The organism is Pseudomonas sp. S2_H01 (assembly GCF_054668305.1).
On sequence record NZ_CP162756.1, the window covers coordinates 3873588 to 3885789 of the forward strand.

Below are 12202 nucleotides of genomic sequence, written 5' to 3' on the forward strand. Positions count from 1 at the left end.
GCTTTTGATTCTGCCGAAGGCGTAGGAGCGCGCTTGCCCGCGATCTGCCGGGAACCGGCAGCAAACCCGGTGCATGCGGTGTATCAGGTACAACCGAGTCGCTTGGTTTCGCTACCGCTGCGCGGCAGATCGCGGGCAAGCGCGCTCCTACGGCCTCCGGCCAGAATCAAAAGCAGACCGGTTATTCGCAACGCTTGCTTCGTACGCTCCGCGTGGGATCGATCAAAATCCCTTTGCTTTTGATCTTCCTGCCTCGCCAGTCCAGACACCGCCAAACGCGACTTGGGTGCAGGCCAAACGCAGACGACGCGGAGTGGGCCGAGCGGCATGGATGCCGCGAGAGCCGCCCCCCGCCATGGATGGCGGATGGCGGCGGGCCCACGGAGCGTCGTCGGAGTGCGGGAATCCGACGAAGTCGGACCCAACCAGGAGCAGGGCACTTTTGGTTACTTTTGGTGCCTTTTCAAAAGTGACCCGCTGTAAGAGCGGAACCCTAAGCCGCCGTTACCGCAGAAATGGATATACCCCCAATCCCAATCCCAACCCCCAATAAAAAAGGCCCCAAAAAAGGGGCCTTTCCACGATCTTCCAAAACGCCAGAGAGCAGGGGAATCACCCCCCCAAATACGCATCCCGCACTTTTGGATCAACCAGCAACTCAGCCCCCGAACCCTGCATCACCACCCGGCCGTTCTCCAGAACATACGCACGGTCAGCAATTTTCAGCGCCTGGTTGGCATTCTGCTCAACCAAAAACACCGTCACACCATCACGACGCAGCTGTTCGACAATCTCGAAAATCTGCTGAATGATGATCGGCGCCAGACCCAGCGACGGCTCGTCGAGCAACAGCAGCTTGGGCTTGCTCATCAGTGCGCGACCGATGGCGAGCATTTGCTGTTCGCCGCCGGACATGGTGCCGCCGCGCTGGTTGAAGCGCTCTTTCAGGCGCGGGAACAAGGCCAGGACCTTGTCCATCTGTTCCTGATAATCGCCTTTATCGGTGAAGAACCCTCCCATGGCCAGGTTCTCCTCCACGGTCAGGCGGGCGAACACGCGACGGCCTTCCGGCACCACCGCGATGCTTTTGCGCATGATCACCGACGACTCCAGGCCCACCAGTTCTTCACCCATGTAACGGATGCTGCCGCTGTGCGCGCGCGGCGAACCGCAGAGGGTCATCAGCAGGGTGGACTTGCCGGCACCGTTGGCGCCGATCAGGGTCACGATCTCACCCTGTTGCACATCGATGCTGACGCCGTGCAGCGCCTGGATCTTGCCGTAGAAGGTGGAAACGTTGTCGAACTGCAGCATTTACGCTTCCCCCAGGTAGGCTTTGATCACTTCAGGATTGTCACGGATCTGCTCGGGCGTGCCGTCGGCCAGAGGCGTGCCCTGGTTGATCACCACGATGTGGTCGGAAATGCTCATGACCAGTTTCATGTCGTGCTCGATCAGCAGCACGGTGGCGTTGTGCTCATTACGCAATACGCCAATCAGTGCCTTGAGGTCTTCGGTTTCCTTGGGGTTCAGACCGGCAGCCGGTTCGTCGAGCATCAGGATGCGTGGACGGGTCATCATGCAGCGGGCGATTTCCAGGCGACGCTGCTGACCGTAGGCCAGCGTACCGGCAGGGCGGTTGGCGAAGGCTTTGAGGTCAACCGCTTCGAGCCAGTGCTCGGCGTATTCCATCGCCTCGCGTTCGCTCTTGCGATACGACGGGGTCTTGAACAGACCGGACAGGAAGTTGGTATTGAGGTGACGGTGCTGGGCGACCAGCAGGTTCTCGACGGCGGTCATTTCCTTGAATAGACGCACGTTCTGGAACGTCCGCACCACGCCCTTGCGAGCGATCTCGTGACCGGCCAGGCCTTGAATCGGTTCGCCGTCGAGCAGGATGGTCCCCGCCGTCGGCTTGTAGAAACCCGTGAGGCAGTTGAACACGGTGGTCTTGCCGGCGCCGTTAGGGCCGATCATCGACACCACCTGTTTCTCGTTCACGGTCAGACCCACGCCGTTGACCGCCAACAGGCCGCCGAAGCGCATGCTCAAGCCCGAGGCTTGCAGAAGTGGACGGCTCATCAGCGTTCCCCTTTGAGTTTCATGACGGGACGCTGCATTGGCAGGAAGCCCTGAGGACGCCAGATCATCATCAGCACCATCAAGGCGCCGAAGCCCAACATCCGGTATTCGCTGAATTCGCGGAGCAGTTCAGGCAACAGGATCATCACCACGGCGGCGAGAATCACGCCCAGCTGCGAGCCCATGCCGCCCAGTACCACGATGGCGAGGATGATCGCCGACTCAAGGAACGTGAACGATTCCGGGGTGATCAGGCCTTGGCGTGCGGCAAAGAAGCTGCCAGCGAAACCGGCGAACGCCGCACCGAGGGTAAACGCGGAGAGCTTGATCACCGTAGGGTTCAAGCCCAGTGCACGGCAGGCAATTTCGTCTTCGCGCAGGGCTTCCCACGCGCGACCGATCGGCATGCGCAGCAGGCGGTTGATCACGAAAAGCGCCAACAGCGCCAGCAGCAGGGCGATCAGGTAAAGGAAGATCACCTTGTTGATGGAGTTGTATTCCAGGCCGAAATACTCGTGGAAGGTCTGCATCCCTTCGGCGGCCTTGCGCTCGAAGCTCAGGCCGAACAGCGTCGGTTTTTCGATGTTGCTGATGCCGTTCGGGCCGCCGGTGATGTCGGTCAGGTTACGCAGGAACAGACGAATGATTTCGCCGAAACCCAGCGTCACGATGGCCAGATAGTCGCCGCGCAGACGCAACACCGGGAAGCCCAGCAGGAAGCCAAAGGTCGCAGACGCCAAACCGGCCAGCGGCAGGCAGATCCAGAAACCAAAGCCGAAGTAGTGCTGCAACAGGGCGTAGGTGTAGGCGCCGACGGCATAGAAGCCGACGTAACCCAGGTCCAGCAGGCCCGCCAGACCGACCACGATGTTCAGGCCCAGGCCGAGCATCACGTAGATCAGGATCAGCGTGGCGATGTCCACCGCGCCGCGGGAGCCGAAGAACGGCCAGACCAGGGCGGCGACAACGATCGCGCCGAGGAACCAACGCTGCGTCGATGGCAGGGTCAGGAAGTTGCTGGCCTTGTCCGACACCAGCTGCTTCTGCGGGCGTGAACGCCACATGGCGCTGATCTGCTCATTGAACAGCACGCGCAGGAACATCAGCAGCGCGGCGGCGAAAATCACCAGCACCGTGGTGGTGCTTGCACCGACAACCGCCAGGTTGACCCCGACGATGTCCAGTTTGAGCCCGAGGATCGGGTAAGCGACGGCCAGCACCAGCACTGCGCTGAAGAGGGCCGATTTGAGATTCCTGGTCATACTTTTTCAACCTCCGGACGGCCCAGCAGGCCGGTTGGCCGGAACAACAACACCAATACGAGAAGACCGAACGCCACCACATCCTTGTACTGGTCGCCGAAAATGTCGGCACCAAACGCTTCAGCCACACCCAGCACCAGACCGCCGAGCATCGCGCCCGGGATACTGCCGATACCGCCCAGTACCGCTGCGGTGAAGGCCTTGATGCCGACGAGGAACCCGGCGTTGGGGTTGATCACGCCGTACTGCATGCTCAGCAGTACGGCAGCGACCGCCGCCAGCGCCGCACCGATGACGAAGGTCAGGGCGATGATGTTGTTGGTATTGATACCGAGCAGGTTGGCCATCTTGATGTCCTCGGCACAGGCGCGGCAGGCGCGACCCAGGCGGGAGCGGGAGATGAACCAGGTCAGACCGAGCATCGCCACCAGGGTAACGATGAAGATCAGGATCTGCATGTACGAGATCACCACTTCGTGCGTGCTGCCGGGGCCGAAGACGAAGTTGCCAGGGATCAGGTTGGGGATCGATTTGTCCTTGGAGTCCTGCGACAACAGCACGGTGTTCTGCAGGAAGATCGACATACCGATTGCGGAAATCAGGGGGATCAGACGGTTGCTGCCGCGCAGCGGACGGTAGGCGACCCGTTCGATGGCGTAACCATAGGCGCTGGTCACCACGATACTGGCGACGAACGCAGCCGTGATCAGCAGGGGCAGGTTGTCCATACCAAGCATGGTCAGGCCCGCCAGGGCGATGAACGCCACGTACGAACCGATCATGTACACCTCGCCGTGGGCGAAGTTGATCATGCCGATGATGCCGTAGACCATGGTGTAGCCGATGGCAATCAAGGCGTAAGTGCTGCCAATGGTCATGCCATTAACCAGCTGTTGAAGAAAGTGATAGAGGTCTATCGACATTGCGGAGTGCTCCTAAAAACCTGCCTGGTGTTTCACTGGTGAAGTCTTTTTCCCGCTCGCGCGTCGTGATCTACGTCCGCGTTCGGCACGAGCCCAGTGATTCACTGGTGCGGTTTCAAGATGTTCAGGTGTCTGGACTCTTGTGAAATCCATCCCCCCTCGTAAAACAAAGCCCACTGCGGTTGCAGTGGGCTTTGGGGCAATACTGGGCGTGTGATTACTTCACAGGGGCTTCAGTCTTGGTGCCATCTTTGTGCCAGGTGTAAACGACGAATTTGAAGTCTTTCAAGTCACCCTTGGCGTCGAAAGACAGATCGCCGGTAGGGGTCTTGAAGGTACCGGCGTGAATGGCGGCTGCCACTTTGGCGGTGTCTTCGGACTTGGCGGTCTTGATACCTTCGGCGATGACTTCAACAGCGGCGTAGGCCGGGAACACGAAAGGACCGCTCGGATCTTCTTTCTTCGCTTTGAATTCCTCTACCAGCGCCTTGTTGGCCGGGTCCTGGTCGAAAGATTTCGGCAGGGTCACCAGCAGGCCTTCGGACGCGTCCTGAGCGATCTGCGAGATCGAAGCGTTACCCACGCCTTCCGGACCCATGAAGCCGGCTTTCAGGCCTTTTTCCTGTGCTTGACGCAGGATCAGACCCAGCTCTGGGTGGTAGCCGCCGTAGTACACGAAATCGACGTTAGCCTGTTTCATCTTGGCGATCAGCGAGGAGAAGTCCTTGTCGCCGGCGTTGATGCCTTCGAACAGGGCGACTTTCACGCCGTCTTTTTCCAGGGTCTGTTTAACGGCAGTGGCGATGCCTTCACCGTACTGCTGTTTGTCGTGGATGACCGCAACGATCTTCGGCTTGACCTGCTTGGCGATGTAGTTGGCAGCGGCCGGGCCTTGAGCGCTGTCCAGGCCGATGGTGCGGAACACCATTTTATAGCCACGGTTGGTGATTTCCGGGCTGGTGGCAGCCGGAGTGATCATGATGATGCCTTCGTCTTCGTAGATGTCGGACGCTGGCTGAGTGGAGCTGGAGCACAGGTGACCGACCACGAATTTCACGCCGTCGTTGACCACCTTGTTGGCGATCGCGACCGCTTGTTTAGGGTCACAGGCGTCGTCGTATTCAACGGCTTCGAGTTTCTTGCCATCAACGCCGCCTTTGGCGTTGATGTCAGCGATTGCCATTTTGGCACCGCTGAACTGCATGTCGCCGTATTGGGCAACAGCACCGGTCTTAGGACCGGCGATCCCGATCTTGATGGTGTCAGCTGCGAACGAATGGCTGGCAACCCCCGCCAGAACCAGTGCGGCAAACAGCTTGGAAATCTGATTAATACCCTTAGTCATGATGCTCCACTCTTGCGTTGTAGTTTTTATAATCCTGACGGCCAGAAGCTGCAGGACCGGATTGATTTACCCAGGCCACACCCCCAGCAACTGTACCGGAACAGTTTAGAGCGCCGGTCGAGCGCTTGAAAAGCTGGCTGCAGGGGGCAAAACCTGTTGATGTCGCTTAATCGAAAGAAAGATACACAATCAAGCCGGTCTATCGACGAACCGGGTCGTTCAATCTATCGGCCTGAGCGAAGTTCTCTGCAATCAATCACTTGAATCCGGGTTTGTCGGTCGGTAAGGCGGCGGTATCATTACGCCGATTTTCCAAACGGTGAAACCCATGACGCAAGAACCTAGCACCCTCTATGCCAAACTGCTTGGCGAAACGGCTTCGATCACGTGGAAAGAATTGCAACCTTTCTTTGCCAAGGGTGCCCTGTTGTGGGTCGAGCCTTCGCAGGATTTGATCGCGGTGGCCGAGGCATTTGCCGAGAATGCCGAGGCGAAAGTCGCGGCCTGGCTGGGCACGGGGGAGGTCGGGAAGGTCTCTGAATCAACGGCTCTGGACTTGCTGGAGCGCGACCCGCCGTTGTGGGCAGTCGTAGTTGCGCCTTGGGTGTTGATCCAGGAAAGGGCGTGAGGGTTTTTGGTGCGCTGATTTGGTGCGAGGAATGATGGCAAAGTGGGTAGGTAGGTAACTGAGCGCGTGGGGTGGGGTAGCGGAAAGTCCCATTGATATCTCCCTTACGCCACTCTCACCTTTAGGAGCGTGGCTTGTGTCTGGGCCGCATCCGGACGATCTGGCGGGAACCGGCAGCTAGACCTGTGCATACGCGGTGACGGGATAATCGAGTTGCCTGGTTTTGCTACCGCTGCGCGGTAGATCGTCCGAGTGCGGCCCAGAGCAAGCGCGCTCTTACAAGGACTGCGTAAGCCTGATGTTCGTGATCGTTCCAACGCCCTGCGTGGGAATGCCTGCCAGGACGCTCGGCGTCCAAGTCGACGCGGAGCGTGGGAACGGTCAATCAGAAGCTACCGACGCGGTCTGTCAGGCCGTGGCACGTTGCAACAAATGTAGGAGCGCGCTTGCCCGCGAATGCGCCCGAAGGGCATCAATGTAGCGATCCCAATCCGAGACCCAGCGATCTCAAGCCATATACCCCGTCTTCCCCGTGTGCTGATTCAGCGAAATCACGCGCGTCTTGCCAATCCGGTGACGGTAAATCTCTCTCAGGTACTTCACCGCTTTCTTCACGCTCTCCCGCGAAATACGAATGTCGTTGATCGAGATGAACCGTGATTTGTCATCGATCAACTCCCGGTATTTCTTCTCATACATCGGCTTGATCGCGTACCAGTTGGTGTCCAGGATCTTCGCCGGGTTCTCGTATTCGTTGAGCAGATCGTCGATCCGGCCCTCGTCGAATTCCTCGCTCATGATGAAATCCAGAATCGAATTATCAAGCGTGTCATCGAAGCGATACGGCTGCTTGGCGAAGCAGCGCTTGATGAACGCCACGATCAAGGTCAGGAAGTCATCCGACAGGCACGGGCTTTTCGCGATCAGGGTTGTCAGCGACAGGTTGGCCGACGCGCCGATAACCAAGGCGTAACGCTTGAGCGTGGTGTTGGGGAACAGGCTGTTGAGGTGCGTCTTGAGCCGGTTCAGGTCCATGTACGACAGCTTGTAGTCCTTGGGCAGCGAGACGATCGACACCACGGACGAGCAATTCTTGAAGAAGTGCAGGTCGTGCAGCGCAGCGGCGTCGTACCCCGACGACTTGTATTGCTCCAGTGCCGCGCGATAGCGTCGCGATTCGATCGGCAGCAAGCTGATGCCTTCGATGGCCTGGGTCATCTTGTTGAAGTGCGGCAGGTCGATGGAGCGGAAGAACAGGTCGTCGATGTCCAGGCGTGGCTGCTCTTTTTCGAACAGCTTGAGCTTGTCGGAACCCGCTACTGGCGTTTCCGGCACCACCGATTCGGCGTAGGCAATGGCGACCGGGCCGGCAAGGCTCATGAACAGATCGTTGGCGTCCAGGCGAATGGTTTCGCCGATGTCGATGCCGGCCCGACGGAAATAGTTCTGGTCGTAGTCGGTGGTCACCGCCTGCGCCGTCAGAATGTTGAAGATCTGTTGTGAGATGTACTGGTTGGCGTGACGCTCCATGGCGTTGACGTCGATGTTCTCGATGGTGCCGTCATCGCTTTCTTCGGCGTAGCGCATGATGTCGTTGGAGATCAGCATCATCGCGTTCCATGGGCGAATACGGCCCATGACGCTGGCCTCGCTGCTGTCTTCATTCTCGAAGTTGTATGAGAAGTCCCATTCTTCCGCGAGGTACTTGCACAGCAAGCGACCGGCGTTGATGTGCAGGGCTTCGGACATTTCACTGCGGTGATCGGAAATGTTCGGCAGCACGCAGATGCCGCTGGTGAAGATCGGTTCGAACACGAATGAGCGGCCGCGCTTGCCGTCGTTTTCGCTGGCGGGCTTGGTGTCGAAGGTCTTGTTCATGTACGAGAACTGCTGGGCCAGGCCGAATTCCGAAGCCATGCCCGAGCCCGTACCGCCGCCGGCGCTGAAGATGTAGAAATACAGGCGCGACTGGTTGGCTTTGATGCCGCAGGAGTCGATCAGGTACGAGTGAATCAGTTTCCAGTCAGCGCTGGAGAAGTGCTCGGTGTCTTTGTTGAGGATGATCTTGGCCAGGTACTGACCCAGGATCGGCGCGTTACCGGCGCCGCCTGCATGGACCTCAGACAGGTCCATGATCTTCATCTTGCTGTAGTCCTTGATGAAACCGCTTTTTTCACCTTTGCGTGAGAAGCGGATCCGCCCCGCGATGTCCTTGTCCAGGTCGCCGAGCATCACCAGCGGTTCGACCAGAAACACCGGTTTGCTCGATTTGTTCTGCACCAGACGCAGGTTGTTGCGAATCCAGCGAGCCGGGCTATAGCCCTTGTCGTCCCGCAGGCGATCGTCATTGTTCAGTTGGTTCAGGTAGAACGTGCGCGCGTTGTAGACCAGTTCGGCGACATCCAGAGCGATGTTGGAACCGCACCGTCCCAGGCCAATCAGGCAAACCGAGGGAAACTGCTGATCACTGCGGTTTTCCGCCTCTTCAAAATGCATCGATGGCGGGAACACCATGTCGCGCAGTCCGTCGAGGTTATCGAGGATGCGGTCGGTATCGGTTTCCGTGAAGTAAAGGTACGACTGTGCAGGGACAGGCTCAGGACGGTAGTGCCCTTGGGGCACAACGCTGTGCTCGGTAAGTACGGTCTGCAGAAGTTCGGATACAGCGCCTGCTGCCTCGGTTTTATTGTTCATCGCACGCCATGCCTGAAGGAGGGCGCAGGAATGTCATCGCGCCACCACCAAAAAGAAAACCCGACTGTACAGCGGGGTATCGACGGCGAGCGATAGGGCCGAACCCTAGCGCTGCCTAAGGGAATCCCTCGGATGATCGGCGATGAACGGTCTTTCTTGAGTGCGCGAAGGCTCAATGTCGCGGGGTTGTGGGACAGATCACAATTACCCGGCGGGTTCAGCACGCGAGGCTTTGGTGAACCGGTGCGTGTGTGGATCACTGCTGTCGGTCAGGCCCAACGGATTGACCGGTCCGTGGACGGCCATGTTCGCGGCATCGAGTAGGGTCGTCGAGGGCCACAGGCCGGCGGGTCGACTCAGGTTGAGCTGCTGTACCAGCGGCCTCAGGTTGCTCAGGGGCGCTGGTTTACTGAACAGATAACCCTGCACGTAATCGCAGCCGTACTGACTGAGGAATTCCAGCTGCGCGGGCGTTTCGACGCCTTCGGTGACGACCTTGAGGTGTAAGGTGTGGGCCATGAGGATGATCGCCTGAACGATTTCCATGTCCTGCGGGGATTTCGGGATGTCGATGATGAATGAGCGGTCGATCTTGACCGTGTCCAACGGCAGGCGCTTGAGATAGGCCAGCGAGGAATAACCCGTGCCGAAGTCGTCGATGGACAGCCCGACACCCAACGCGCGAATGTCCTGGAGCAGCAGGATAGTGTTGCTGATATTGCCCATCAGGGCGTTTTCGGTGATTTCCATTTCCAGCCGGTGAGGCGCGACGTTGGCTTCCCGTAGCGCACTGGCCACCTCATCCACAAGTTCGTCGCGCGCCAGATTCAGGGCAGAGCAGTTCACCGCAATCACCAGCTTCTCGAACCCGGGTTCGGTCAGTAGGCCCAAGTCTCGACAGGCTCGGCGCAGGACCCAGTTGTCGAGTTCGGCGATCAGGCCATTGTTTTCCGCGATGCCGATAAAGCGGTCCGGTGTCAGCAGGCCATGGATCGGATGTTCCCAACGCACCAGCGCCTCGAACTTGGCCACATGACCGGTGCGCAGGTCGACGATGGGTTGGTAGTAGAGCTGCAGGCCGTTTTCCTCCCGCAACGCGGCGCGCAGTTCTTCTTCCAGATGCAATTCCAGGCTGGCTTTGGTCTTGAGGTTGGCGCTGAAGAAATGAATGCTGTTGCGGCCATGTCCCTTGGACTGATAGAGCGCCAGGTCGGCGTGCTTGAGCAGTTCTTCCGAGGTGTCGCCGTCTTGCGGGTACAGGCTGATGCCGATGCTGGTGGTCATGACCATCCGCCGCCCCGACAACGCGATGGGTTCTTTCATCTTCTGCATCACACGTTGCGCCAGATGCTGGGCTTCATCGGTGTTGTGCAGCGCGATCAGGATGCAGAACTCGTCGCCGCCAAATCGGGCGACCACATCGTGGGCGCGGGTCGCGCTGCGGATCCGCTCGGCGATCACCTTGAGGAGCTCGTCGCCGGCATCGTGGCCGAGGCTGTCGTTGATGCGCTTGAAGTGGTCGATGTCGAGAAACATCACCGCCAGCATGCCCTCCGTCAACTTCTGCTCCATCAGACGCTCGGCAAAGATCTGGTTGAAGCCGCGACGGTTGATCAGGTTGGTCAGCGCGTCGTAGTGCGCGACCTGCTGCAAGGAGACCCGTGCCTGATCGAGCTGGCTGAGCAGGGCGTTGACCCTTCGCAGATCGCGTTCCTTGGCTTGCAGTTTTTTATCGGCCAGCGCCGCGCTGACGCTGCCGGCGATGATCAGCAGGACGATCAGGGCGATGGTCAGGCTCAAGTGCAGGCTGTTGTCGGTCGACGGGCCTTGCAATGGCAGGTCGGCGGGCACCATCAGGTGCAGCGCCCACATGCCCATGAAATGGGTGCTGACGATGCCCGCGCCGAGGACCAGGCTTGCGCCGTATTTGAGCAATTGGTGAAACATGCCGCTGCCCTGGCGCAGATGAATGGCCAGGACCAGCGCGGCGAGGCTGCTGGCGACAGCGATGATGATCGACGCCGCGAAGCGGACCGGTTCGTAATAATGCGTGGCGCTCGAGCGCATCGCAGACATACCGACGTAGTGCATGGCGGTGATGCCCAGACCGATGCACAACGAAGCGAACAGGTATTGAGCCGCGCGTAAATGAGGGTGGCTCAGCGCTTCCATCGCGACCATGCCGGAGATCAGAGCGATCCCCAATGAGGCGATCGTCACCGGAAGGTCGTAGTGCATTTCGAGCGGGGTCTGAAACGACAGCATGCTGATGAAATGCATCGCCCAGATGCCGACCGCCAGACACAGGGCGCCTAACGCCCGCCAGCGAATCCTGGCCCGACGGTTGTCAACGTGTCCGACCCGCTCGGCAATGTCCAGGGTCGCAAAACTGGCCGAGCAGGCAACCAGATAGGCGAGGACGATGAGCAGAGGGTTATGGCTGCATTCCAGCAGCATCCGGGCATCCGCCGGTACAGAGGGTAAAAAATGCAGCCCCAGCCAATCCATAGCACGCTCCATGTGTCAACGGCGGGTAACCTCAGTCTGGGTAACTGATGGCACTTTGCGATGAATTATAGAGGCGGCAGGTTTTAAAACAGCCCTCTGGAGACGGACGTACCAATTTTTTTGAAATAACGTCAATAGCGAAATGTTCTAAGCGACGCAGGCAGCATCGGCAAGTAGCGGCCATGTTTCTGGGGAAACGGTTGGCTGGACGATGGCCGCCAGCCCGAACGCCGCCCGGGCAGCGTCGCAGTCCGGGTTGTGCAGGCCGTCGGTCCACGAGGCTTCGAACTCTCTGCAGGTGCTGGAGCGCTGTTCGTAGATCGAGCAACGGGTGCCTGTTCCAACGTCACCCACAAGGGCGGTGCACCGCACGGATTTGCAGTCGGTTCCCAACATCGCTACGCGGCTGGGGCTGATGCTGCTTACCAGCTCATCGGGGACGGTTCCACCGGCCGACGCGCATTCACCCCAAAAAAAGACACACGAAAGTGTGAACAGCAGGCACCACAATTCAGGCACGGACTGGCTTCGGACATGGACATTAACCGAGGGGAATGAGTCGGGAAGGGGGATGGATCGGCGGGCTATTCTAGGCTTTCCATGGCGGCTGGGAAGTAGGCCGGAAAAATATTTCTGGATATGTATGACGCTTGAAATCCGCAGGCATCAGGGGGACGCCTGATCGTAGGGAAACGCCCGTGCGATGGGCCCATATCAGCCTTGCGAATGATCAAAGACAGGTTGGACATCCCTGACTAGA

General features: G+C 59.0%; 8 protein-coding genes and 1 pseudogene. 1 reads left to right on the top strand and 8 read right to left on the bottom strand.

Annotated elements, in window-relative coordinates:
- Nucleotides 1-612 precede the first annotated feature (612 nt).
- From AB4N84_RS17335 to AB4N84_RS17355, 5 genes are all read right to left on the bottom strand, one after another.
- Entirely contained in the window at nt 613-1314 is a 702-nt protein-coding gene (locus tag AB4N84_RS17335) for an ABC transporter ATP-binding protein (RefSeq protein WP_062387842.1), read from the bottom strand.
- Entirely contained in the window at nt 1315-2082 is a 768-nt protein-coding gene (gene livG / locus AB4N84_RS17340; RefSeq protein WP_074753106.1) for a high-affinity branched-chain amino acid ABC transporter ATP-binding protein LivG, read from the bottom strand.
- Nucleotides 2082-3344, bottom strand: a complete 1263-nt coding sequence (locus AB4N84_RS17345; RefSeq protein ID WP_460042377.1) for a high-affinity branched-chain amino acid ABC transporter permease LivM — start codon at nt 3342-3344, stop codon at nt 2082-2084. The genes livG and AB4N84_RS17345 overlap by 1 nt, the downstream gene beginning before the upstream one ends.
- Complete coding sequence (gene livH / locus AB4N84_RS17350; protein ID WP_074753104.1) at nt 3341-4267, bottom strand: high-affinity branched-chain amino acid ABC transporter permease LivH; 927 nt, start codon at nt 4265-4267, stop codon at nt 3341-3343. Before livH ends, AB4N84_RS17345 begins: the two co-directional genes overlap by 4 nt.
- 217 nt (nt 4268-4484) lie before the next feature.
- Nucleotides 4485-5612 (bottom strand): branched-chain amino acid ABC transporter substrate-binding protein, encoded by a 1128-nt coding sequence (locus AB4N84_RS17355; RefSeq protein WP_460042379.1) that lies wholly within the window; start codon nt 5610-5612, stop codon nt 4485-4487.
- A 328-nt stretch (nt 5613-5940) separates the two neighbouring features.
- On the opposite strand from AB4N84_RS17355, the gene AB4N84_RS17360 reads away from it, so the two are divergent.
- Nucleotides 5941-6240, top strand: a complete 300-nt coding sequence (locus AB4N84_RS17360) for a DUF2288 domain-containing protein (protein WP_074753102.1) — start codon at nt 5941-5943, stop codon at nt 6238-6240.
- Nucleotides 6241-6747: 507 nt separating this feature from the next.
- Here the strand turns inward: AB4N84_RS17360 and AB4N84_RS17365 are convergent.
- The 3 genes and pseudogenes from AB4N84_RS17365 to AB4N84_RS17375 all read right to left on the bottom strand — a co-directional run bounded on the left by AB4N84_RS17365 (nt 6748) and on the right by AB4N84_RS17375 (nt 11978).
- On the bottom strand, nt 6748-8934 hold the full coding sequence (locus tag AB4N84_RS17365; protein ID WP_074753101.1) for a hypothetical protein: 2187 nt from the start codon (nt 8932-8934) through the stop codon (nt 6748-6750).
- Nucleotides 8935-9138: 204 nt separating this feature from the next.
- Nucleotides 9139-11442 (bottom strand): putative bifunctional diguanylate cyclase/phosphodiesterase, encoded by a 2304-nt coding sequence (locus AB4N84_RS17370; RefSeq protein WP_460042380.1) that lies wholly within the window; start codon nt 11440-11442, stop codon nt 9139-9141.
- Between the two features lie 147 nt (nt 11443-11589).
- Nucleotides 11590-11978: pseudogene (locus tag AB4N84_RS17375) on the bottom strand (YkgJ family cysteine cluster protein).
- Between the last annotated feature and the right edge of the window lie 224 nt (nt 11979-12202).